The 22334-nt window shown below is 70.9% G+C and carries 19 protein-coding genes and 1 pseudogene; 12 read left to right on the forward strand and 8 right to left on the reverse strand.

All coding sequences use genetic code 11. The features are described from left to right. Window positions 1-114: 114 nt before the first annotated feature. A complete protein-coding gene (locus ACZ68L_RS07775) occupies window positions 115-1974 on the reverse strand; it encodes a phosphoenolpyruvate carboxykinase (GTP) (RefSeq protein ID WP_469574997.1) in 1860 nt (619 codons plus the stop codon). A gap of 212 nt (window positions 1975-2186) precedes the next feature. On the opposite strand from ACZ68L_RS07775, the gene trhA reads away from it, so the two are divergent. The 3 genes from trhA to ACZ68L_RS07790 all read left to right on the forward strand — a co-directional run bounded on the left by trhA (window position 2187) and on the right by ACZ68L_RS07790 (window position 5215). After that, entirely contained in the window at window positions 2187-2885 is a 699-nt protein-coding gene (trhA, locus tag ACZ68L_RS07780) for a PAQR family membrane homeostasis protein TrhA (RefSeq protein WP_469574999.1), read from the forward strand. 168 nt (window positions 2886-3053) lie between these two features. Next, the gene (locus ACZ68L_RS07785; RefSeq protein WP_469575002.1) at window positions 3054-4571 is read left to right on the forward strand and encodes a DHA2 family efflux MFS transporter permease subunit; all 1518 of its coding nucleotides are present in this window, start codon (window positions 3054-3056) and stop codon (window positions 4569-4571) included. Window positions 4572-4582: 11 nt separating this feature from the next. After that, window positions 4583-5215: a TetR/AcrR family transcriptional regulator gene (locus ACZ68L_RS07790; RefSeq protein ID WP_469575004.1), complete on the forward strand. Its 633-nt coding sequence runs from the start codon at window positions 4583-4585 to the stop codon at window positions 5213-5215. A gap of 36 nt (window positions 5216-5251) precedes the next feature. On the opposite strand, the gene ACZ68L_RS07795 is transcribed toward ACZ68L_RS07790, so the two are convergent. Further along, a complete protein-coding gene (locus ACZ68L_RS07795; RefSeq protein WP_469575005.1) occupies window positions 5252-7282 on the reverse strand; it encodes a thioredoxin domain-containing protein in 2031 nt (676 codons plus the stop codon). Window positions 7283-7455: 173 nt separating this feature from the next. On the opposite strand from ACZ68L_RS07795, the gene ACZ68L_RS07800 reads away from it, so the two are divergent. Continuing rightward, complete coding sequence (locus ACZ68L_RS07800) at window positions 7456-8958, forward strand: restriction system modified-DNA reader domain-containing protein (protein ID WP_469575006.1); 1503 nt, start codon at window positions 7456-7458, stop codon at window positions 8956-8958. Window positions 8959-9450: 492 nt separating this feature from the next. Here the strand turns inward: ACZ68L_RS07800 and ACZ68L_RS07805 are convergent, their stop codons facing one another. Beyond that, window positions 9451-9804: a beta/gamma crystallin domain-containing protein gene (locus ACZ68L_RS07805; protein ID WP_469575007.1), complete on the reverse strand. Its 354-nt coding sequence runs from the start codon at window positions 9802-9804 to the stop codon at window positions 9451-9453. Window positions 9805-10391: 587 nt separating this feature from the next. Continuing rightward, window positions 10392-10577 (reverse strand): annotated as a pseudogene (locus ACZ68L_RS07810) (hypothetical protein); the annotation flags it as partial. A 191-nt stretch (window positions 10578-10768) separates the two neighbouring features. On the opposite strand from ACZ68L_RS07810, the gene ACZ68L_RS07815 reads away from it, so the two are divergent. Next, entirely contained in the window at window positions 10769-13996 is a 3228-nt protein-coding gene (locus ACZ68L_RS07815; RefSeq protein ID WP_469575008.1) for a tetratricopeptide repeat protein, read from the forward strand. 141 nt (window positions 13997-14137) lie between these two features. Here ACZ68L_RS07815 and ACZ68L_RS07820 read toward each other — a convergent pair whose 3' ends face one another. Beyond that, window positions 14138-14371: a hypothetical protein gene (locus ACZ68L_RS07820; RefSeq protein WP_469575009.1), complete on the reverse strand. Its 234-nt coding sequence runs from the start codon at window positions 14369-14371 to the stop codon at window positions 14138-14140. Window position 14372: 1 nt separating this feature from the next. Next, the gene (mca, locus tag ACZ68L_RS07825; protein ID WP_469575011.1) at window positions 14373-15254 is read right to left on the reverse strand and encodes a mycothiol conjugate amidase Mca; all 882 of its coding nucleotides are present in this window, start codon (window positions 15252-15254) and stop codon (window positions 14373-14375) included. A gap of 151 nt (window positions 15255-15405) precedes the next feature. Between mca and ACZ68L_RS07830 the strand changes: the two genes are divergently transcribed. Both ACZ68L_RS07830 and greA read left to right on the forward strand, forming a co-directional pair. Beyond that, a complete protein-coding gene (locus ACZ68L_RS07830; RefSeq protein ID WP_469575012.1) occupies window positions 15406-15822 on the forward strand; it encodes a DUF4307 domain-containing protein in 417 nt (138 codons plus the stop codon). Between the two features lie 205 nt (window positions 15823-16027). Continuing rightward, the gene (gene greA / locus ACZ68L_RS07835; protein ID WP_469575014.1) at window positions 16028-16525 is read left to right on the forward strand and encodes a transcription elongation factor GreA; all 498 of its coding nucleotides are present in this window, start codon (window positions 16028-16030) and stop codon (window positions 16523-16525) included. Window positions 16526-16663: 138 nt separating this feature from the next. On the opposite strand, the gene ilvA is transcribed toward greA, so the two are convergent. Then, window positions 16664-17893 (reverse strand): threonine ammonia-lyase, encoded by a 1230-nt coding sequence (ilvA, locus tag ACZ68L_RS07840; RefSeq protein ID WP_469575016.1) that lies wholly within the window; start codon window positions 17891-17893, stop codon window positions 16664-16666. Between the two features lie 156 nt (window positions 17894-18049). On the opposite strand from ilvA, the gene ACZ68L_RS07845 reads away from it, so the two are divergent. The 4 genes from ACZ68L_RS07845 to ACZ68L_RS07860 all read left to right on the forward strand — a co-directional run bounded on the left by ACZ68L_RS07845 (window position 18050) and on the right by ACZ68L_RS07860 (window position 19791). After that, window positions 18050-18583 carry a MarR family winged helix-turn-helix transcriptional regulator gene (locus ACZ68L_RS07845; RefSeq protein WP_469575017.1) on the forward strand — a complete coding sequence of 178 codons (534 nt, stop codon included), beginning with the start codon at window positions 18050-18052 and terminating at the stop codon, window positions 18581-18583. A 208-nt stretch (window positions 18584-18791) separates the two neighbouring features. Then, window positions 18792-19286, forward strand: coding sequence for a sigma factor-like helix-turn-helix DNA-binding protein (locus ACZ68L_RS07850; RefSeq protein WP_469575296.1), 495 nt, complete (start codon window positions 18792-18794; stop codon window positions 19284-19286). Continuing rightward, window positions 19283-19534 (forward strand): hypothetical protein, encoded by a 252-nt coding sequence (locus tag ACZ68L_RS07855; RefSeq protein ID WP_469575019.1) that lies wholly within the window; start codon window positions 19283-19285, stop codon window positions 19532-19534. Before ACZ68L_RS07850 ends, ACZ68L_RS07855 begins: the two co-directional genes overlap by 4 nt. Before the next feature lie 65 nt (window positions 19535-19599). Further along, window positions 19600-19791, forward strand: a complete 192-nt coding sequence (locus ACZ68L_RS07860) for a DUF1059 domain-containing protein (protein ID WP_469575020.1) — start codon at window positions 19600-19602, stop codon at window positions 19789-19791. 124 nt (window positions 19792-19915) lie between these two features. Here ACZ68L_RS07860 and ACZ68L_RS07865 read toward each other — a convergent pair whose 3' ends face one another. Continuing rightward, the gene (locus ACZ68L_RS07865) at window positions 19916-21061 is read right to left on the reverse strand and encodes a cystathionine gamma-synthase (protein WP_351080388.1); all 1146 of its coding nucleotides are present in this window, start codon (window positions 21059-21061) and stop codon (window positions 19916-19918) included. Between the two features lie 68 nt (window positions 21062-21129). On the opposite strand from ACZ68L_RS07865, the gene ACZ68L_RS07870 reads away from it, so the two are divergent. After that, the gene (locus ACZ68L_RS07870) at window positions 21130-22233 is read left to right on the forward strand and encodes a hypothetical protein (protein ID WP_469575022.1); all 1104 of its coding nucleotides are present in this window, start codon (window positions 21130-21132) and stop codon (window positions 22231-22233) included. Window positions 22234-22334 lie beyond the last annotated feature (101 nt).

The raw sequence follows: 22334 nt of genomic DNA on the forward strand, positions 1-22334 counted from the left end.
GATTCCGGGGGCCGTACCGCGGCAGGTCGTCGACCCCACAGGTCAGGGCGGATGTCCGGAGACCCGGCCGCGGGGTGCGTGGGGGCGCACCCGCGCGGGGTGCGCCCGGGGGCGTCAGCCCAGGCGCTGGACCAGCGCGCGGTACTCGTCCCACAGCTCCTTCGGCGTGTGGTCACCGAAGGTGTTGAGGTGCTCGGGGACCAGCGCCGCCTCCTCGCGCCAGACCTCCTTGTCGACGTCGAGCAGGAAGTCCAGGTCCGCATCGGAGAGGTCCAGGCCCTTGGTGTCCAGGGCGCCCTTGGCGGGCAGGACGCCGATCGGGGTCTCGACGCCCTCGGCCCTGCCGTTCAGGCGCTCGACGATCCACTTCAGGACGCGGCTGTTCTCGCCGAAGCCGGGCCACACGAACTTGCCCGCCTCGTTCTTGCGGAACCAGTTCACGTAGTAGATCTTCGGGAGCTTCGACTGGTCCGGCTTGTCCGCGCCGACCTTGACCCAGTGGGCCATGTAGTCGCCCATGTTGTAGCCGCAGAACGGCAGCATGGCGAACGGGTCGCGGCGCAGTTCGCCGACCTTGCCCTCGGCGGCGGCCGTCTTCTCGGAGGCCACGTTGGCGCCGAGGAAGACGCCGTGCTGCCAGTTGAAGGACTCGGTGACCAGCGGTACGGCCGAGGCGCGGCGACCGCCGAAGAGGATGGCCGAGATCGGCACGCCCTTCGGGTCCTCCCACTCGGGCGCGATGATCGGGCACTGGCCGGCCGGGACGGTGAAGCGGGCGTTGGGGTGGGCGGCCGGGGTCTCGGACGCCGGCGTCCAGTCGTTGCCCTTCCAGTCGGTGAGGTGGGCCGGAGCGGTCTCCGTCATGCCCTCCCACCAGACGTCGCCGTCGTCGGTGAGCGCGACGTTGGTGAAGACGGAGTTGCCCCACATGGTCTTCATGGCGTTGGCGTTGGTGTGCTCGCCGGTGCCGGGCGCGACGCCGAAGAAACCGGCCTCGGGGTTGATCGCGTAGAGGCGGCCGTCCTCACCGAACCGCATCCAGGCGATGTCGTCGCCGATGGTCTCGACGGTCCAGCCGGGGATCGTGGGCTCCAGCATGGCGAGGTTGGTCTTGCCGCAGGCGCTCGGGAACGCGGCGGCGATGTACGTCGGGGCGGCGGCCTCGTCCCGCGGCGGCGTGAGCTTGAGGATCAGCATGTGCTCGGCGAGCCAGCCCTCGTCGCGCGCCATGACGGAGGCGATGCGCAGCGCGTAGCACTTCTTGCCGAGCAGGGCGTTGCCGCCGTAGCCGGAGCCGTACGACCAGATCTCGCGGTCCTCGGGGAAGTGCGAGATGTACTTGGTGCTGTTGCACGGCCACGGAACGTCCTCCTGGCCTTCTTCCAGGGGCGCGCCCAGCGTGTGCACGGCCTTGACGAAGAAACCGTCGGTGCCCAGCTCGTCGAGGACGGCCTGTCCCATGCGCGTCATGGTGCGCATCGAGACGGCGACGTACGCGGAGTCGGTGATCTCGACGCCGATCGCGGAGAGCGGCGAGCCGACGGGGCCCATGCAGAACGGCACGACGTACATCGTGCGACCGCGCATGGAGCCGCGGAAGACGCCCTGCTCACCCGTGAAGCTGTTTCCCTCTTCCCCGGTAAAGATGGCCCGCATCTCGGCGGGGGCCTTCCAGTGGTTCGTCGGACCCGCGTCCTCCTCCTTCTCGGAGCAGATGAACGTGCGGTCCTCGACGCGGGCGACGTCGCTCGGGTCGGACGCGGCGTAGTACGAGTTCGGGCGCTTCGTCTCGTCCAGCTTCGTGAACGTGCCCTTGGCCACGAGCTCCCCGCACAGGCGCTCGTACTCGGCCTCGGAGCCGTCGCACCAGATCACCCGGTCGGGCTCGGTGATGGCTGCGATCTCGTTCACCCAGGAAACGAGTTCCTGGTGGTTGGTGGGTGCAGTGAGGGGAGCCGCGATGTCGCGCGCCACGATCGCTCCTAGATGAGGGTGTCTGTTTGGTAGTTGCCCCGTGGGGGCTGCGACCCGGACGCTTCGACCCCTTCGAATCCCGTTGGCGCTCATCCGGTGCCGACCGCACTCATTTGATCATCCGACCGTTTGGCCCATATGTCCAGGGGGCCGCACACGTGAGCATCGCCACTCGCGACCGCTACCTACGGTGCCGTAGGTACGATGCGGGAATGACTGCTGCCGCCGCCGCGCCCGAGCCAGCCGGGCTGGAAACAGCCGAGTCCGACACCACCCCGCCGAAGCCACGGATGCGTGGCTGGCTGCACGCCGGGATGTTCCCCGCCGTGATCGTCGCGGGGATCGCGCTGATCGCGCTGACGGACAGCGTCCGCGGCCGGATCGCCTGCGGCGTCTACGTCCTGACCGCGTGCCTGCTGTTCGGCGTGAGCGCGCTCTACCACCGCGGCACCTGGGGCCCGCGCGGCGAGGCGGTACTCCGCCGGCTCGACCACGCCAACATCTTCCTGATCATCGCGGGCACCTATACCCCACTGACCCTTCTCCTGCTCCCCGAGGCGACCGGGACGCCGCTCCTGTGGGCGGTCTGGGCGGCGGCGACAGCGGGCATCGCCTTCCGGGTGTTCTGGGTCGGCGCCCCGCGCTGGCTCTACACGCCCTGCTACATAGCGATGGGCTGGGCCGCGGTCTTCTTCCTGCCGGACTTCATGCGGACCGGCGGGATCGCGGTGCTGGTACTGGTCGTCGTCGGCGGACTGCTCTACAGCGCGGGCGGCGTCATCTACGGCATCAAGCGACCCAATCCGTCACCGCGGTGGTTCGGCTTCCACGAGGTCTTCCACTCACTGACCCTGGCGGCCTTCGTCGTGCACTACGTCGGCATCTCACTGGTGGCGTACAACCACGGCTGAGCACCCCTTCACCCTTTCCCCCTGCAATGGCCGCGGCTCGAAAGCCGCGGCCATTCGCCATGTCAGGACCCCGGCATGCCACGCCACCCCGGCACACCACAGGCATTGACACTCACCCTCTTTTGGGAGTTACTTTCACTTGACCGTGACTTTCGAAGGAGTATTCCCATGAACCGACGCTGGTGGGCCCTGGGCGCTCTGGTCGCGAGCATGCTCGTCCTCGGATTCGACATGACGATCCTCAATGTGGCGCTGCCGACCATGGCCGGACAGCTCGGCGCCACCACCGGTGAGCAGCAGTGGATGGCCGACGCCTATGTCGTCGTCTTCGCCGCGCTGATGCTCCCGGCCGGGCTGCTCGGGGACAGGTTCGGCCGTCGCCGGATGCTCATCACCGGCCTCGGCATCTTTCTGATCGGCTCGCTCATCGGCTCCCTGGCCGACGCCGTACCGGCCGTCGTGACCGCCCGCTGCGTGATGGGCATCGGCGCGGCGCTCATCATGCCGCTCGCGCTGGCCGTGCTGCCCTCGCTGTTCGGCGCGCCCGAGGACCGGGTCAAGGCCATCGGCATCGTCTCGGCCGCCTCCGCGCTGGGGCTGCCGCTCGGCCCGATCCTCGGCGGCTGGCTGCTGGACCACTTCTGGTGGGGCTCGATCTTCCTGATCAACATCCCGATGGTGGCGATCTCCATCACCGCCTGCGTGTTCCTGCTCCCGGAGACCAGCGACCCGGCTTCCCCGGAGGTCGATGCCGTCTCCACCGCCCTGACCGCGGCCGGTCTCGGCACGCTGATCTACGCGATCATCGAGGCCCCCGGGCGCGGCTGGGGCGACCCTCTGGTGCTGGGCATGACGGCCGCCGGTGCCGTACTGATCGCCGCGCTCGTCGTACGGGAACGCGGCGCCGAGCGCCCGATGCTCGACATGTCCCTGCTGCGGCAGCGGCCGTTCCTGCTGAGCGCGCTCGCCGCGACGCTGGTGATGTTCGTGATGTCGGGGCTGATGTTCATCCTGCCCGGCTACCTCCAGGCGGTTCTGGGCCACGACGCCTTCGGCACGGGGCTGCGGATGCTGCCGATGATGGGCGGGCTGATCGTCGCCGCGAAGACGGGCGCCCCCGTCACCCAGCGGTTCGGGGCGCGCGCCACGATGACGGCGGGCCTGGTCGTGCTCGCCTTCGCCGCACTCCTCGGCAGCCGTACGACGGTCACCAGCGGTTACGGCTTCACGGCACTGTGGCTCTCCGTGGCCGGGGTCGGCTTCGGCTTCGCCGTCGTGCCCGCGATGGACGCCGCGCTGGCCGCCCTGCCCGCGGACCGTGCGGGCAGCGGGTCGGGGCTGCTGATGACCGTACGGCAGACGGGCAGCGCCCTCGGGATCGCGCTGCTCGGCAGCCTGCTCGCCGGTGCGTACAGCGGACGGCTCGACACCACCGGCGTACCGGCCGCCGCCGCGGACACGGCCGGGGACTCGGTCGTCGCCGCCCATGTCGTCGCGGCGAAGTTCCGCACACAGCGGCTGGCCGACTCCGCGGACGCGGCGTATCTCCACGGCATGAGCGTGGTCCTGCTCGTCATCGCTGTCACGGCCCTGGTGTCGGCGCTGCTGGTCGGGGCGTTCCTGACGAACCTCCCCACCCCGTCGCGGGAGCGGACGGACGTGGCCCCGGCACCCGCCGATGCCTGACAATGGCGACCATGGCCGCCACCTCCCGTCCCCCTTCCGTTTCCGCCCCCGGAACGCCGCCCCCCATGGGGTTGCGCGAGCGGAAGAAGCTCAAGACCAGGATCGCGATCCGTCGGGCGACCTATCGGCTGATCTCCGAGCAGGGGTACGACGCCACGACGATCGAGCAGATCGCGGAGGCGGCCGAGGTGTCGCCGAGCACCGTCTTCCGGTACTTCGCGACCAAGGAGGACATCGTCCTCACCGACGAGTACGACCCGGTCATGGAGGCCGAGCTGCGCAACCGGCCGGCCGACGAACCGCCGCTGGAGTCGCTGCGGTTCCTCATGGCCAAGACACTGACGGCGTTCCTCGCGAGCGAGGAGGAGGAACTGCGGCAGCGCACCCGGCTGATGGTGGAGGTCCCCGCCATCCGGGCGCGGATGACGGAGACCATGTCGGACACGGCGAAGGTGCTCGCCCAGGTGCTCGCCGACCGCAGCGGCCGCGGCGCCGACGACCTGGAGGTCAGGGTGTTCATCGCGGCGGTGCTGGGGGCGCTGCGCGAGGTGACGCTGTACTGGGGCGAGCACGGTCAGGAGGGCGACCTGATCGCGTTGATCAACCAGGCGCTGGACACGCTCGAAGGCGGGCTGACGCTGTAGCCGGGGCTTCGCCCTCCATCCCGGACGGCTCCGTCCTCAGCCGTCGGACAGGCTCGACCCGAGGCTCCGCGCCAGTTCCTCCCGGTCCGTCGTCGGGGCGTCGCAGACGAAGTGCCTGCACACATACGCCGTCGGCGCGCCGCCCACCATCGGCCGGTCCGCCAGCAGCGGGAACTCCGTCCCCGCCGTCTCCCCCGCCGCCACCACCGCGCCGGGCGCCCGCCCCAGCAGCGCCGTGCGGTGCAGTTCGCCGCCGACCGGCCCGGCGACCGCGACCTCGCGCGGCCCGTCGAGCAGCGCCTCGGCGACCGCGAGGCCCCAGCCGATGAAACGGGGAACGCGCGGGCCGAGCGCCTTCACCACGCCCAACGCCCCTTCCGCGGCGGCACGGTGGGCCTCCGAGCCGGTGTGCGCGGCGTACGAGAGCAGTGCACCGGCCGCCGCCGTCCAGCCCGCCGGGGTCGCGCTGTCGGTGGGGTCCTGCGGGCGGCGGATCAGCTGCTCGGCGTCGTCCGCCGTGTCGTAGAGCTGGCCGCCCTCGCCGGTGAAGTGCTGGAGCACGATGTCCAGCAGGAACCCGGCGAACTCCAGCCAGACGCCCTCGCCGGTGACCGCGGCCAGGGCGAGAAAGCCCTCCGCGACATCGCCGTAGTCCTCCAGGACCCCGGCGTGCCCGCCGGACCGTCCGTCCTTGGAGGTACGGGACAGCCGGGCGACGTCGCCCATGTGGACCCGGACCAGCAGATCCGCCGCCTCGGTGGCGCGCTCGACCAGATCGGGGCGGTCGAAGTACGCCCCCGTCTCGGCGAGCGCGGCGATCGCCAGACCGTTCCAGGCGGCGACCACCTTGTCGTCCCGCCCGGGACGGGGACGCAGCTCACGGGCGGCCAACAGCGCGGCCCGTACCTCGGCGGCCCGGTCCGCGTCCACCGCGGCGCCGGTCCGTGCGAGCCGGAGGACCGAGGCGCCCTCCTCGAACGTGCCCTTCTCCGTGACACCGAAGCAGTCGGCGGCGAAGGCCGCGTCCTGTTCGCCCAGGACCTCCCGCAACTGCTCGGGCGTCCATACGTAGTACGCACCCTCGGCGTGCCGGCCGGCTCCGTCCTCGCTGTCGGCGTCGAGCGCGGAGGCGAAGCCGCCCTCCGCCGTGCGCAGCTCGCGCACCATGAAGTCGGCGGTCTCCAGGGCGACCCGGCGGGCCAGTTCCGAGCCCGTGGACCGCCACAGGTGTGCGTAGGCCCGGCAGAGCAGCGCGTTGTCGTAGAGCATCTTCTCGAAGTGCGGTACGACCCATTCCCGGTCCACCGAGTAGCGGGCGAAGCCGCCGCCGAGCTGGTCGTACATCCCTCCCATGGCCATCGCCGCGCAGGTGTCGGCGGCCATGTCGAGGGCGCCCTCCGCCCCGGTGCGGGCATGGTGGCGCAGCAGGAACTCGATGATCATCGACGGCGGGAACTTGGGTGCGCCGCCGAACCCGCCGTGCTTCTCGTCGTACTCCCGGGTGAGCCCGAGGAGCGCCTGCGCCAGCTCCGGTTCGCCGGGCAGCCCTTCGCCGCCGTGGGCGAGAGAGCGCTGGGTCAGGTCGTGGACGATACGTCCGGCGACCTCGGTGACCTCGTCGGGGCGCTCGGTCCAGGCCGTGGCGACGCCTTCGAGCACCTGGCGGAAGGAGGGCATGCCGTGGCGCGGCTCGGGCGGGAAGTACGTACCGAAGTAGAAGGGTTCGGCGTCGGCGGTCAGGAAGACGGTCATCGGCCAGCCGCCCTGCCCGGTGGCGGCCTGCACGGCCTCCATGTACACGGCGTCCACGTCGGGACGCTCCTCACGGTCCACCTTGACGCACACGAAGTGCTCGCTCATGTACGCGGCGGTGTCGTCGTCCTCGAAGGACTCCTGCGCCATGACGTGGCACCAGTGGCAGCTCGCGTAGCCGACGCTGAGCAGCACGGGCACGTCCCGCCTGCGCGCCTCCTCGAACGCCTCGGGCGACCAGGGCCACCAGTCGACAGGATTGTCGGCATGCTGGAGCAGATACGGAGAGGTCTCGTTCGCGAGGCGATTCGGCATGGGTCCATCCTCGCCTACGAGGGCGACGGGGCCTGCCTGCGGCACAGCCGGGCCGGCCCGGGGCGGCCCCGGAACAGGCCGTCCGCCGTCCCCCGGTTCCTCGGCGCCACGGGAGGATCTCTGTGAGGATCGGATCCTTACGAGGCGGGAACGGTTTCGAGGGGGAGACATCGGTGACGGACTCCACGATGGGCGACGGCGCGGAGGAATCTCCCGGGCGGGCCTCCTACCTGATTGAGGGACGGCGGGTACGGGTTTCGGACCTGGTCGGCGCCGGGCTGCTGGCCGCAGGGGCACAGCTCATCTTCCGGCTTAAGCGGTCGAGGGAAGCGCATCTCGCCCGGGTTACCGCGGACGGCAGGATCGAGCTGAGCGACGGCCGGCGGTTCAAGTCCCCCTCCGCGGCAGCCGCCGCGGCCTCGGGACGGGGACCCTTCGACGGCTGGACCGCCTGGGCAGTGGACGACGGCACCCTGCTGGACGTTCTGCGACAGAGACTGCTGGACACGGTAGCGGAGCAGCCGCCCTTCGGCGGCTCCGCGGCGGACGGCTCCGCCACCCGGCACGCCCGGCTGAAGGACGCCCGAAAGCAAGCGGACGCAGACACTCCGATCGCCCTCACCGTCCGGGATCTGCTGGGCTGGTGGGGGGCGTCCCGGCGCGGCTACCTGGTCAGCGAGCAGGTAGCGGCCGAGCTGGCCAACCACGGCCTGTCCACCGTGCCGGACTTCGTGGCCGTGGGGCTCGACGACCGGGTCACCCTGACCGGACCACCCGTGGACGCCGAGGACGAGCAGGAGGCAACGGCCGGGCAGGGGGCAGCGAAGGAGCAGGAGGCGGCGACGGGGCAGGGGACGGTGGGGACGGCGAGGGAGCAGGAAGCGGCGACGGAGCAGGAGGAAACAAGGATGACCGGCGCGCCGGGGCCCACCTCCGACGAGGACGAGGACCAGCCGATCCAGGGACAGACGGTCGGCAACCTGCCCTCGGCGCTCAGGGGGGTGGAATCGGTGACCTCCTCGGCGAGCTTCGAGGAAGCGTTCACCAAGATGCGGCTCAACGGGTACTCGCAGCTGCCGGTGCTGAACGGACCTCGGAACCTCCAGGGGGCCGTCACCTGGGAATCCATCGCGCTGGCTCGTCACTCGGACGACAGGGCCCCCTTCTCCCGGGCCGTCGTCAGAGCGCACGCCGTCAGCTACGCCGACCACCTGATCGACGCCCTGCCCCTTCTGGAACAGTTCGGCTTCCTCCTGGTCAGGGACCAGACGAACCGGATCGCCGGAATCATCACCGTCGCCGACGTGGCCGCCGAATACGGCGCCACGGCCCGGCCGTTCCTGCTCATCGGCGATCTTGACCGGCAGCTGCGCCGGGTCATATCGGAAGGGCTCGACCTTGCCGAGGTGATCGCTCTCTGCGACCCGGACGGACGCCGTGAGCTCGCCTCCTTCGACCAGCTGTCCTACGGGGACTACCAGCAAGTCCTGAGCAATCAGGAGCAGTGGGACAGGCTGGGCTGGCCGCTGGACCGCAAGTCCTTCACGGACTGCCTCAACGAACTGCGCGAGGTCCGCAACGAACTGATGCACTTCAACGACAAGGACAAGGCCGGCGACGCGGCGATACCGCTGCTCCGCAACATGATCGAGATGCTGCGCGAGTACGGAGGCTGAGGCACGGCGCTCGTCCGCCCATCCTGACCTCCGACCTCGACGACTGGCCGAAGCTCTGCGCGAGCCGCGTGATCGTCAAAGCGACGTGAGAGCCCCGGACCAGGGGGTTCCCGGCATGCTGAAGCAGACAGGGCGAAGTCGTACCACCCGGGCGGTTCACGGCTGTCACCCTCTCGTGCCACTCCTGGCGGGACGGCAAGTCACGCTTCGACCGGCAAAGGTGCCCCACCGGTCCCCGGGTTGTCAGCGCGCCGGAACAACGGCTTCTCGGTCAACCGCGAGCAACTGGCTCGCGCCGGGACTTCGCTGCTCGCGCGGCGAGGAGACGCTCGATTACCGGCCACGCCCGGAAAGGCGTGGCCGGCATCAGTGAGCCGGGTGCGAGCGGATTCGCGCTACGGGGAATCCGATGCTCGCCGAGGAAGCGGCGGCATCCAGGAATGGGCGATCAGTGAAAAATGGCCATCCCCGGGCAACCGGTCCGTCAACTTTTCACAGGATTTCGATGGCGTTGACCTTCGGCGGATGGTTCGGGAAGGTGATCTCGTGCCACCGTTCGATTTTCACCGAATCACCATTGTCGTCGTAGTAGATCAAGTCGTTGTTCCCCGTGGAGATCTTGTCGACCCACCACCCGCCGAAGGAGGTCCTCCCACCGTTCGCGTAGCAGTCCACACTCTGACTCCCGCCGTTGTGCGACCAGATCTTCAAGAAGTCTTCCCCACCGCGACAGGGGATATGGTCGATGGCCAGAGCGGGGCTGGTCGGCATCATCATGGTGAACGCGGCGGCTGCGGCGAACGCCACGGCCACGGAACGCGCGACCTTCTTCGTTTTTGAGATCACAAGTTCTCCTTAAGTCGAATGTCGAATCGGGAGCTCACTTCGCAACCACTGTGGGTGGCGTCGTGCCGAACAAGCAGCTCGACGACCGCCGTCGTCGTCAATAACGCGGGGGTGTTGTCGGCGCCGCGGCGCTGCAAGGAATGGAGTTCCAACCAACGATGCGGGTCCAAGACCATCTCAGCTGCTCTCTGTCCACGAACTGGCAAGCAGCAGAATGTCGGGCGCGGATCCTCAGCACCTCAAGAACTGATCACATTCACCCGTACGTGGCTGAGCGCATTCACTCGTACGCCGAAATCTGTTCCCCTGTTGGTCCTTGGTCCGAGCCGCGAGATATTCGGCCCAGTTGCGTCCGACGCAGGCGACAGCGGATCGCGGTGTGGCGGTGCATGCCGGTCAGGTCGGTGAGGATCGAGCTGGGGAGGTCGGCGGGCGACCGACTTTTCCAAGACGACTTTCTGTAGTGGTGATTCGGAGGAGTTGTTTGTAGCACCGGAAGGCGGTTGCGAGGTCGAGGAGGGCCGATCACCGCACAGGACACGGTCCTGAAATGTCTTTTTCCCGAAGTGCGAAACGTTTCACCTCAACTCCCGGTCCATCGAGTAGCGGGCGAAGCCGCCGTCGAGCCGGTCGTACATCCCTCCCGTGGCCATCGCAGCGCAGGTGTCGGCGGCCATGTCGAGGGCGCCCTCCGCCCCGGTGCGGGCATGGTGGCGCAACGGGAACTCGGTGATCATCGACGGCGGGAACTCGGGCGCGCCGCCGGACCTGCCCGGCCGACGGAATGGTCGGCATGCCGGAGGAGATACGGGGAAGTCTCACGGTCCAGGCGATTCGGCATACCCGCGCTCTCTCAGGCCCGGTTGATCGCCTCGTTCTCTCGCGCTGACGCGCCGTACGCAGGAGACTGGGCGGCGATGCCGGCTGAGGCAGCTGCAATCGTCGTATCCGGAGGGGGACGCACATGCGGGACAGCCATCGGGCGGAAGCCGAACGGCTGTTGGTACGCGCCGTTGAGGAAGAGGTACGGCGATCGGGCGGGCGGGCCGACGCCGGAACGCTGATGTCACGCGGACGGGCCGCGCTCGATTCCCTGGCGGCGGGCGCGGACGACGAGTACGCCGCATATCTGCGGGCCCTGGACGCGGCGGAGGCCGGACAGCAGCCGCTGTCCCGGCGGTTCAGCCGGGCGGCCCTGGGAACTCCCCTGCTGGTAACGGGAGTTGCCGCGGTCGCCGCCGTCGGCGCGGATGTCGCGTTCGGTACGGCGACGGGGCCGGCCCTCGGCGCGGGTGCCGTCGTCGCGGTCGCGGGGGCCACGGCGACGGTCGCCAAGGTCACCGCCTCGCACTGGCCCGCCGCCCATCGGCGGGCGGGTGCGCTCGGGCAGCCCGGTGGCGCCGAACAGCTGCGACTGCAGTGGCTGGCGGCGCTGGAGGTGCGGGGCATCCGCCCGTTCCTCGACCAGCAGCGGATGCTCACCCCCTCGTCCCGCAGACCGGCGAAGAAGGTCCCCGCACAGTCGCGGACCGCCCCGCAGCTGCGGGGCGGGGACCGCAGCGCCGCGGCCCGCATGCGCGCGCTCCTGGAGCAGTCGTTCGGCCATCTGCCCGCTGCCCAGGGGCCGTTCGCCGGGCGGCGGACCGAGCTGGCGCAGATCGCGCAGTGGGTGCGCGAGGCCCGCGCGTCGACGGAGACCAAGCCGACCGTCGTCGTCCTGCACGGTACGCCCGGCGCCGGACGCACCACGCTCGCGGTACGGGCGGCGCACAGCCTGAAGGACCAGTTCCGGGGCGCCTGCGTGGTGGACCTGCGCGGCGATGTGGCCGGGGAGGCGCCGCTGCCCACCCGGGACGCGCTGCTGCATCTGCTGAACCGGCTGGGCGCGCCCCGCGAGCAACTGCTTTTCCGTGAGAGGGCCTCCGCCGAGCAGCAGGTACGGCGGCTGAGCGAGCTGTACCACCAGCACCTGACCGGCACCCCGGTGACGATCGTCCTGGACGACGCCGGCGACGCGGCCCAGGTCCGCACTCTGCTCCCCGAGCGTTCCGACAGCCTCGTCCTCGTCACCTCCCGAGAGCCCCTGGAGCTGCCCGCCGACATCCCTGCCCGGGTCCATCAGCTGCCGGTCGGGGCGCTGGACGGGGCGGGCGCGGAGGAGCTGCTGCGCGAGGCTGCCGAAGCGGAGGAGGCGGGCCCGTACGACTCCCGGTCGACGGACACCGTCGCCGAGCTCTGCGGCGGGCTGCCGCTGGCGCTGCGCATAGCGGGCTCCTCGCTCGGGCCGCGCACCCGCGGCGCCCTCGCCGCCGATCTCGCCGCGTACGGGCCGGTCGCGCCGGTCGAGCGCGCGCTGTGGCTGCGCTACACCGACCAGTCCGAACAGGCGCGGCGGCTGCTGCGCCGGCTCGCGCTGGCCGGGCGGGCGAGCCTCGGCGCCGCGGCGGCGGCCGCGCTGCTCTCGACCGACGAGCAGGTGGCCGAGCGGCTGCTGACGGACCTGGCCGGGGCCGGTCTCCTGGACCATGTACGGGGCTCGCGCTACCGGCTGCACGACCTCGTACGGGGCTTCGCCCTGGCCCGGCTGCGGGACGAGGAGGAGGCGGCGGACCGGACCGCGGCCCAGGAGCGGCTGATCCGGAACTACGCGGACCTGGCCGGTGCGGTGATCCGCATGGTGGACGGCAAGATGTCGACCCGGGCCGGGCAGTTCGGCCCGCACGGGTTCGGTTCGCTGGACTCGGCGCTGCGCTGGCTGGACGACGAGTCGAGTTTCATCACCTCGGCGCTGCGGCACGCGGAGGGCGTCGACCAGGGGGCCGTACTGGATCTGCTGGGCGCGCTGTGCGACTACTGCCTGCTGCGCGGCGACCTCTACCGGCTGGGCGAGATCAGCGAGTTGACGCAGGCCGTGGACAAGGGGCTGCTGGAGCGCTCGGTGCAGTGGCGCACCGGCATCGCGGCCCGTCAGCTCGGCGAGCTGGACAAGGCCCGCACCACGCTGTCGTCGGTGGTCGGGCTCTACCGCGAGGCGCAGAACGAGGCGGGCACGGCGCTGGCGCTCTGCTCGCTCGGCATCACCCTGCACCACCAGGGCAATCTGACCGAGGCGGCGGCCCGGCTGCGGGAGGCGATCGAGCTCCAGTCCTCCGACGAGCAGGCCGAGGACCGGGCCTGGTCGCTGCACGCCCTGGCCGCCGTCGAACGCGACCGGGCCCATCTGGCGCAGGCCCTGACCCTCCTGGACTCCGCGCTGATCCTGCACCGGGAGGGCGAGTCGCTGCACGGCGAGGCGTGGACGCAGTTCCAGCTGGGCCAGACCCTGCTGCGGATGGGCGACGTGGGCCGGGCGAAGGATGCCCTGCGTACGGCCCTGGATCTGTACAGCCGCACCCGTGACGAGCGCGGCGAGGCCTGGGCGCTGACCCAGCTGGCCCGCGCCCGGCTGCTCGACGGCGACCCGGCCACGGCGGTCGAGGAGCTCCACCTGGCCCTGGCCCGCCACCGCGACAACGAGGACGCGCGCGGCGAGGCGTGGACGCTGTACTACCTGGGCCAGGCCCTGGAGGAGAACGGCGACACCGACCAGGCGGTGCGGCAGCTGGAGCGGGCGCGCACGATGTTCTCCCGGATGCGGGACGTGTACGGGCTGGCGTGCGCCCGGCACCACTCGGGCCGGGTCACCCGCGACCAGCGGGCGGTCCAGACCGGAAATCTGCGCAACTCCGGCTTCGCCCGGCAGCTCCTGATGGACGCCCGCGCGGACTTCCGGCGCATCGGGGTCGCCCACGGCGAGGCCTGGACCTGTCTGGAGCTGGCCCTGATCGACGCGGGCAACAACCGCGCCCCGCAGGCGCTGGAACTGTGCGGCGAGGCGGCGGAGCTGTTCGACTCCTACGGCGACACGCGGGGCGCGGACTGGGCCCGCTTCCTGCGCTGCACGCTGCTGCCCTACGCGTCACCGGGCGGCAGCGAGGTGGGCACGGTGGTGGCCCAGCAGGAACTGGCCGACCTGCTCCGGGCCGGTCACCCGACGCGCGACGGGAAGCTGGAGGACTGCGCGGAGGCGTTCACCGTGGTGCTGAACCGCGGCGTGGACCTGGAGGACGGCTGGCAGGCGTGGCGTCTGGGCATGACGCCGACGCGCCACGCCCGGGAGATCATGGGCGTGCCGGTCCCGCCGAGGGTGTGACGGCGCACCGGACGCCGCCTCGTCCTCGGCCGTCGGGCCCCGGCCCCATGAGGCGACGGTCCGGGAACCGGGCCGCCGCCGGAGGCCCCGGTGGCCGTCCTGGAACAGGGCGGCCGTCGGGCCCCGGCGGGCGCCCCGTACCTACTTCCGCTTCGCGGAACCCGCTCCCACGGCGGCGTCGGGCACCGCCTCCGGGTCCGGGGCCTCCACGAAGTCGACCTTGCCCATGTGCCGGTTCATGGACTTCATCAGCAGCCACACGCCGCCGGCGAGTGCCGCGAAGACGATGAAGCCGAGAACGCCGGGAGTCACCTTGTTGTCGCCGACCCCCTCTGCGAGAGGGACGAGATGGGTCAGTGCCTGGGTCGCGTACATATCAGGCATTGTCGCGGATGCCCTCGAAGAGGTCGCTCTCGGGGAGGGAGGTATCGACGAGAGACTTCGCCAGCTCGTACTCCTCGGTCGGCCAGACCTCCTTCTGGATCTCCATCGGAACGCGGAACCAGCCGCCGTCGGGGTCGATCTGCGTCGCGTGCGCGATGAGCGCCTTGTCGCGGATCTCGAAGAAATCCGCACACGGAACGTGCGTGGTCAGCGTGCGCTCGTCGCGCTCGAACTCCTTCCAGCGCTTCAGCCACTCGCCGTACGGGGACTCCAGGCCGCGGGCGAGCAGTGCCTCATGGAGCGCCACCGTGCGCGGCCGGTTGAAGCCCTGGTTGTAGTAGAGCTTCTGCGGCTGCCAGGCCGGCCCGAACTCCGACTCGGGGAACGTCTCGGTGTCCGCCGCGCCGTCGAAGGCGATCATCGTGATCTTGTGGGTCATGATGTGGTCGGGGTGCGGGTACCCGCCGTTCTCGTCGTACGTCGTGATGACCTGCGGCCGGTGGGCGCGGATGCTGCGGACGAGACGTCCCGCCGCCTTCTCCTCGTCCTCCAGGGCGAAGCAGCCCTCGGGCAGCGGCGGCAGCGGGTCGCCCTCGGGCAGGCCCGAGTCGACGAAGCCGAGCCACTCCTGTCCGACGCCCAGGATCTCCCGGGCCTCGTCCATCTCCTTCCTGCGCACCTCGTGGATGTTCTCCTCGATGTAGGCGTCGCCCTGGAGCTTCGGGTTGAGGATGGAGCCGCGCTCGCCGCCCGTGCAGGTCACGACCAGCACGTCCACCCCCTCGGACACGTACTTGGCCATGGTGGCCGCGCCCTTGCTCGACTCGTCGTCGGGGTGGGCGTGAACGGCCATCAGTCGCAGCTGCTCAGTCAAGACTCGATCCTCAGTGATTGGTCGCCATGAAGTGGTGCGTCGCGAAAGGACGCCGGTGTGGGGTGGCGGTCGGACGGTGTGCGGGAGGCTTCTATAGTGACCGAACCGGGGGGCGGAAAATTCCTCGATCCCCGGTACGGGAGGAACGATCATGACGGCGGTGCGCGAAGCCCTTCCGGAGAACCGCTACGGCCGCTCCGCCGACCAGCGCGCGGACCGCAGGCTCAGGATCATCGGTTCGGTGCTGGGCGTCGCCCTCCTCGGCGTGCTCGGCTGGATCGGTTACGACTACGTCGGCGGCCAGGGCATCAGCGCCGAGGTGATCAAGTTCAAGGTCGTCTCGGACGAGCGGGTCGATGTGCACCTGGAAGTGCGCAAGGGCAAGGACACCAAGGGCTACTGCACCCTCCGTTCGCAGCACGAGGACGGCAGTGACGTGGCCCGCAAGGACTTCCGCTTCGACGACCGCACGGATCGCATCGACCGCGTCCTGTCACTGCGTACGACATCCAGGGCGACCAACGTCGAGCTGCTCGGCTGCACCGACGACGGCGGGGCCGCGCACTGACGCCGGCGGCGCGGCGCGCTGACCGCCGCACGCCGGAGAAAAATCGCTGTTGACGCGGCTGACCTGCGTAAACGCAGTCCCGGTGGTTAACCTTCTCCCCCTTTTCCTGGGGAATTGTTAGGCTCGTGGTTTCGCCCACCCGTAGGGGCACATGCTTACGGGTAGGGCGATGCTTTGTATTCCCAGTACCGACGAGGAGCACCCTGTGACCCAGACCAGCGAAAACGTCACCTGGCTCACGCAGGAGGCGTACAACCAGCTCAAGGCCGAGCTGGAGTACCTGTCTGGTCCCGCGCGCACGGAAATCACCGTAAAGATCGCGGCGGCCCGTGAGGAGGGTGACCTCCGGGAGAATGGCGGGTACCACGCGGCCAAGGAGGAGCAGGGCAAGATGGAGTTGCGGGTGCGCCAGCTCACCCAGCTCCTGGAGCACGCGAAGGTCGGCGAGGCACCTGCCGACGACGGCGTGGTCGAGCCCGGCATGGTTGTGACGATCGCCTTCGACGACGACCCGGACGACACGATGACCTTCCTGCTCGCCTCCCGCGAGTACGCGAGCTCGAACATCGAGACGTACTCCCCGCAGTCGCCGCTCGGCACCGGCGTGAACGGCAAGAAGATGGGCGAGGACGCCGAGTACGAGCTGCCGAACGGCAAGACCGCCACCGTGAAGATCCTCGCGGCGAAGCCCTACACGGGCTGATACCGCACACCGCACACGCGGGGGAGCCCGCGGCCCGTCGGGCCGGGGGCTCCCCCGCGTGTGCGGCATCCCACGGACGCGGGTGCGGCGCACACGCCCGCGATGGGCGGTGCCTCCACTCCGAAGCGGTGGACGAACTCAGCTCATCACCAGATAGCCCGCGTCGCGCAGCGCCGCCGAGACCTCCTCGCAGTGCTCCGGCCCCTTCGTCTCCAGCTGCAGCTCCACCTCGACCTCGGTGAGCCCGAGCCGGGGATCGGTCCGCACATGGCCGATGTCGAGCACATTGGCGTCGACCACCGAGAGCACGCCCAGCAGTGTGGCCAGCGCGCCCGGCCGGTCGCTCAGCCGCAGCCGCAGGCTCAGATAGCGGCCGGCCGCGACCATGCCGTGGGTCAGGATGCGCTGCATCAGCAACGGGTCCACGTTGCCGCCCGACAGGAGCGCGACCACCGGCCCGCGGAAGGACTCCGGATCGCTCAGCAGCGCCGCCACCGGGCTCGCGCCGGCCGGTTCCACCACCAGCTTCGCCCGCTCCAGACAGAGCAGCAGCGCGCTCGACAACTCGTCCTCGGAGACCGTACGGACCTCGTCGACCAGCTCCCGGACCAGCTCGAACGGCACATCGCCGGGGCGCCCCACCTTGATGCCGTCCGCCATCGTGTGCAGCGGGCCGACCGACACGGGGTGGCCCGCGGCGAGCGACGGCGGATAGCAGGCCGCACCCGCCGCCTGCACGCCGACGATCCGCACGTCCGGCCGGATCGCCTTGACCGCCACCGCGATCCCCGCGGCGAGACCCCCGCCGCCGATCCCGACGACGATGGTGCGCACCTCGGGACACTGTTCGAGGATCTCCAGGCCGACCGTGCCCTGCCCGGCGATGATGTCGGGGTGGTCGAAGGGGTGGATGAAGACCGCACCGGTCTCGTGCGCGTACTCCTCGGCGGCAGCCAGCGTCTCGTCGACGACATGGCCGTGCAGCCGGACCTGCGCCCCGTACTGGCGGGTGGCGGCCACCTTCGGCAGCGGCGCCCCGACCGGCATGAAGACCGTCGACCGTACGCCGAGCAGCGCGGAGGCCAGCGCGACGCCCTGCGCGTGGTTTCCGGCGCTCGCGGCGACGACCCCGGCCGCCCGCTCCACCGGTGACAGACCGGCGATCCGCACATACGCGCCACGCAGTTTGAACGAACCGGTCCGTTGCAGGTTCTCGCACTTGAGGTGGACCGGGGCGCCCACGAGATCGGTGAGGTGGCGGCTGCCTTCCATGGCGGTCACCCGGGCCACACCGGAGAGCATCTTCTGCGCCCCGAGGACGTCGTCGAGGATCAGCGGAGGAAAGTGGCCGGGCGCGCGGAAGTTCATACCGTAAGTCTTGCAGCTCGGCAGGGGGCCGAACGCCTCATACGGTCCCGTCCTGCGCCGTTGTCCACAGGTTTGTGCAGCGCTGGTACGCGTTGCCCCGTGGCCGCGTACTCTGTCCCCCACCCACCCGAAACCGCACGAAGAGAGCCCCCGGCCATGCCCCCTCAGGACATGACGACAGCTGCGTCTCCTTCCGGGGGCGCCACCCCCGCATCCACGGATTCCGACCACGTGCTCGACGCGCTGCAGCACCAGGTCGCGGTATTCGCCCGCCGTGCCGAGCAGACCCGCCTCGGCGGTGTCGGCCAGGTGCGCAATTCGATGGACCGGGCCGCCTATCTGCTGCTCAACCGGCTGGACCGGGAGGGCCCGATGGGCGTCAAGGCACTGGCCGCGGGCATGGGGATCGACTCCTCGACCGTGACCCGGCAGGTCGCGCCCCTCGTCGACACCGGCCTGGTCAAGCGGACCTCGCACCCGGAGGACGGCCGGGCCGTCGTGCTCCAGCTGTCACCGCGCGGCCAGGCCCGGCTGGACGAGGTCCGCGGCTCCCGGCGCGAGCTCATGACACAGGTCACGGACGACTGGACGGCCGAGGAGCGCGAGACGTTCTGCGCACTGCTCACCCGGTTCAACGCCGCGCTGGCCGCCCGGCAGACCATCACGCACCAGGCACCCCCGGCCGGTTAGGTCCTGTCCTGTCGATCTTCGTGGATCAGCGAAGATCGGCAGGACAGGGCCTAGCGTCTTGACGTTCGGATCAGGCCGGAGTCCGGCGTGATCCGAACGGGAGGCCCCGGTTCCCGCCCGGCGGATGCCGCGACACCCGGGGCTCCGCACGGGCCACCGGACGCACGCCTCTTGACCTGAAGCCCCCGCAACGGCTCGGATGAGCACTGTGCGAGAGCGCCAGGCGGGCCGGGAGCGGCGCCGCGCCCGGGAGTTCGAGGCCTTCGTGGCGGGCGCGGCCGGCCGACTGCTGCACACGGCCACGCTGCTCACCGCCGAGCCCCTGCGGCCGCCCGGCGCGAACCCGCGGGCCCAGCGGATACTCATGGCCGCACTGGCCCACACCTACGCGCAGTGGGGACAGCTGCGGGGCGAGGACCCCTACGACCGCACCCGGCGGGAGCTGGCCGTCCGGTTCGCCCACGAGGTCTGGCGGCACCACCGGCCGCGCGGCGGACCGCTGGACCGGCTGACACCGCAGGAGCGCCTCGTTCTCGTACTGCGGCTGTACGAGGGGGTCGGGGAGGAGCAGGCCGCGGCCCTGCTGGGGCTTCCGGTGGAACGGCTCCGGTCGATCTGCAACCGCTCGGTGGCCACGATGCGCGGCACCCGCCGGCCCACGGCGCGGCGGTGGCCGCGACGGTCGCTGGAGGCGGCGCCGTGAGCCGGGGCGGCAACCGGGAGGACGAGGTCCGGCGCATGCTGGACGGCCCGCATCCGCAGGTGCCCGCCGACCTGGCACGGCGGGCCACCGAGCGCGGCGGCCGGATGCTGCGCCGACGGCTCCTGGCCCGCAGGCTGGCGCTGCTGGTGGTGTTCGCCGCGGTGGTCGCCTTCACGGTGTGGGCGGTGAGGGCGCAGCCGTGGCAGGTGCCGCCCGCCGAGACGACGCCGCCGCTGGACGGCTGGTGAGGGCCGGACCGGGGCGAACTATCCTGGAACGGGGCGACAAGGGGCAACCGGCCGAGGAGGCTGCGATGACCAGGAAAGTCGCCGACTGCCGCAAGTATCCGAGCGTCACGAACTGCTCGCTCACCATCTCGGGCGAGGAGGAGGAAGTGGTACGGGCCGCGGCCGAGCACGCCGTCTCCGTCCACGAGCACACCGACGGCGCGGAACTGCGCGACCAGATCCGGGCATCGCTGGACGACGAGACGGCCGACGCCTGAGTGAGGCCGGACGGGCCCGATCCCTCGAACCCGCCCGGTCATCCGCGTCCGCCCCGGCCCGCCGGGCGGGACTCGGGGCCCCTCGCGGGACGGGACGCAGGCCCTTCTGCCTGGACGAAAGCCCCTAGCCGAGCGCCTGAGTCAGATCGGCGATCAGGTCGTCGGCGGACTCGATGCCGACGGACAGCCGGACGAGGTCGGCCGGCACCTCCAGCGGGGAACCGGCCGCCGAGGCGTGCGTCATGCGGCCCGGGTGCTCCACGAGGGACTCGACACCGCCCAGCGACTCGCCGAGGGTGAACAGCTTCGCCCGGTTGCAGACGTGGACGGCGGCCTCCTCGCCGCCCACGACGCGGAAGGACACCATGCCGCCGAAGGCCTTCATCTGCTTGGCGGCGACCTCGTGACCCGGGTGCTCGGGGAGCCCCGGGTAGAGGACCTGGGTGACCTTGGGGTGCCGGGTCAGCAGGTCGGCGATCTTGGTGGCGTTCTCGCTGTGCCGGTCCATGCGGACCGCGAGGGTCTTGATGCCGCGCAGCACCAGCCACGCGTCGAACGGTCCGGCGACCGCGCCCATCGCGTTCTGGTGGTACGCCAACTCCTCGGCCAGTTCAGGGTCGTTGACGATCAGCGCGCCGCCGACGACATCCGAGTGACCGCCCATGTACTTCGTGGTGGAGTGCACCACCACATCGGCGCCCAGGGCGAGCGGCTGCTGGAGGTAGGGGCTGGCGAAGGTGTTGTCGACGACCAGTCGCGCGCCCGCCGCGCGGGCCACACCGGCGATCGCGGCGATGTCGGTGATGCCGAGCAGCGGGTTGGACGGGGTCTCCACCCAGATCGCCTTGGTGCGCGGGGTGATCGCCGCCCGTACCGCCGCCACGTCCGACGTGTCGGCGACCGAGAACTCCACGCCCCACCGCGAGACGACCTTCGCGAACAACCGGAACGTGCCGCCGTAGGCGTCGTTCGGGATGACCACGTGGTCGCCGGGGGTGAGCAGCGTACGGAGCAGGCAGTCCTCGGCGGCGAGGCCGGAGGCGAAGGCGAGCCCGCGGCGGCCGCCCTCCAGGGCCGCGAGATTGTCCTCCAGGGCGGTACGGGTCGGATTGGCGCTACGGCTGTACTCGTAGCCGCCGCGCAGTCCGCCCACGCCGTCCTGCTTATACGTGGACACCTGGTAGATGGGCGGAACAACGGCGCCGGTGAGGGGATCGGCGGTGTTTCCCGCATGGATCGCGAGAGTCTCGAAGCTGTGCTGGTCGCTCATGGGGCCCGAGCGTAGTTCGTCACGAGGGCGCCCACCGGGCTACCGGGCCGTCCGGTGACAATGGGGGCATGGAGATTCTCTGGTTCCTGATCGCGCTGTGCATGCTCGCCGCGGTCATCGGCCCGTTCGTGTTGCGCCGCCGCGGCGGTATCCGGCAGGTCGCGCCCGGTTCGCCGGACGCCGCCGACCCGGACACCTACGGCTTCGCGCGCCAGGAGGAACTGGACGTCCGGCTGCCGGGCCCGGACCAGGATCTCCTGGATGTGCTCGACGTCGTGCAGCGCTCCCAGGACTGGCGGGCGGCTTCGCAGCTGCTCGCCGGCACGCCCAAGGAGGGCGAGGTGCGGTGGCAGCGGGTGCAGGCGTTCGCCGGTGCCGCCTCGCTGGAACTGGCGCAGCAGCCCGGTGCGGGCGGCGCGTGGCTGCGGAAGTGGCGGGCCGAGGCACCGAAGGACGCGGGCGGCGCCGCGGTGCACGCCGAGTTCCTGGTGCAGCAGGCATGGCGCTCGTCGACCGCGGGGACGGACGACTTCCGGATCATCCTGGAGGAGGCCCGTACGGTCTGCGGCGAGGCGGCACTGCTGGCGCCCGGTGACCCGGTCCCGTACCTCGTCGAACTGGCCGTCGCCCGCGGACTCGGTTACTCCCACGAGGAGTTCGACCAGCTCTGGGCGAAGATCATCGACCGGGCGCCGGCCCACATGGGCGCCCACATCGCCGCGCTGCACTACTGGTGCGAGAAGTGGCACGGATCGCGCGAGGAGGCCGATCGCTTCGCCACCACGGCCGCCGCCCGCGCCCCGCACGGTTCGCTGCTGGCCGCGCTGCCGCTGTTCGCGGTGTACGAGCATCTGCCCGAGGTCAATCTCGTGCAGGGTTTCTACCGCAGCGCGGTGGTGACCAAGGCGGTCGAAGGTGCCCTGTTCGCAGTACACGCGGCCCGTCCGGACGATCCGATGCTCGCCCATGTCCGGCACCTGCTGATCCTCTTCCTCGTCCGGATGGAACGCTGGTCGGAGGCGATGAACCAGCTCGTCCACGTCGACGGTCACGTGGGCGCGCTGCCGTGGACCCAGAGCCCCGACCCGGCCGCCGAGTACACCGTCCACCGGGCGCTGGCGGTGGCCGGCTACGAGGCGAACGGCGGCAGTCCGGCGACGCTGCCCCGGTAGCCGTGCGCCCCGGCGCCCGGCGCCCGCTCCCCGGGTGACGACCGGGGGCGGCGCGGCCTCGGTCACCAGCTGCCCCGTTATCGCATTGCCGCGCCCGTCCG

The organism is Streptomyces sp. NPDC104309 (assembly GCF_055584025.1).

Excerpts from the sequence above, each read along its gene's own strand:
- trhA (WP_469574999.1), top strand. The coding sequence starts at position 2,187 with ATGACTGCTGCCGCCGCCGCGCCCGAGCCAGCCGGGCTGGAAACAGCC.
- ACZ68L_RS07785 (WP_469575002.1), top strand. The coding sequence starts at position 3,054 with ATGAACCGACGCTGGTGGGCCCTGGGCGCTCTGGTCGCGAGCATGCTC.
- ACZ68L_RS07790 (WP_469575004.1), top strand. The coding sequence starts at position 4,583 with ATGGCCGCCACCTCCCGTCCCCCTTCCGTTTCCGCCCCCGGAACGCCG.
- ACZ68L_RS07795 (WP_469575005.1), bottom strand. The coding sequence starts at position 7,282 with ATGCCGAATCGCCTCGCGAACGAGACCTCTCCGTATCTGCTCCAGCAT.
- ACZ68L_RS07815 (WP_469575008.1), top strand. The coding sequence starts at position 10,769 with ATGCGGGACAGCCATCGGGCGGAAGCCGAACGGCTGTTGGTACGCGCC.
- ACZ68L_RS07820 (WP_469575009.1), bottom strand. The coding sequence starts at position 14,371 with ATGTACGCGACCCAGGCACTGACCCATCTCGTCCCTCTCGCAGAGGGG.
- ACZ68L_RS07830 (WP_469575012.1), top strand. The coding sequence starts at position 15,406 with ATGACGGCGGTGCGCGAAGCCCTTCCGGAGAACCGCTACGGCCGCTCC.
- ilvA (WP_469575016.1), bottom strand. The coding sequence starts at position 17,893 with ATGAACTTCCGCGCGCCCGGCCACTTTCCTCCGCTGATCCTCGACGAC.
- ACZ68L_RS07845 (WP_469575017.1), top strand. The coding sequence starts at position 18,050 with ATGCCCCCTCAGGACATGACGACAGCTGCGTCTCCTTCCGGGGGCGCC.
- ACZ68L_RS07860 (WP_469575020.1), top strand. The coding sequence starts at position 19,600 with ATGACCAGGAAAGTCGCCGACTGCCGCAAGTATCCGAGCGTCACGAAC.
- ACZ68L_RS07865 (WP_351080388.1), bottom strand. The coding sequence starts at position 21,061 with ATGAGCGACCAGCACAGCTTCGAGACTCTCGCGATCCATGCGGGAAAC.
- ACZ68L_RS07870 (WP_469575022.1), top strand. The coding sequence starts at position 21,130 with ATGGAGATTCTCTGGTTCCTGATCGCGCTGTGCATGCTCGCCGCGGTC.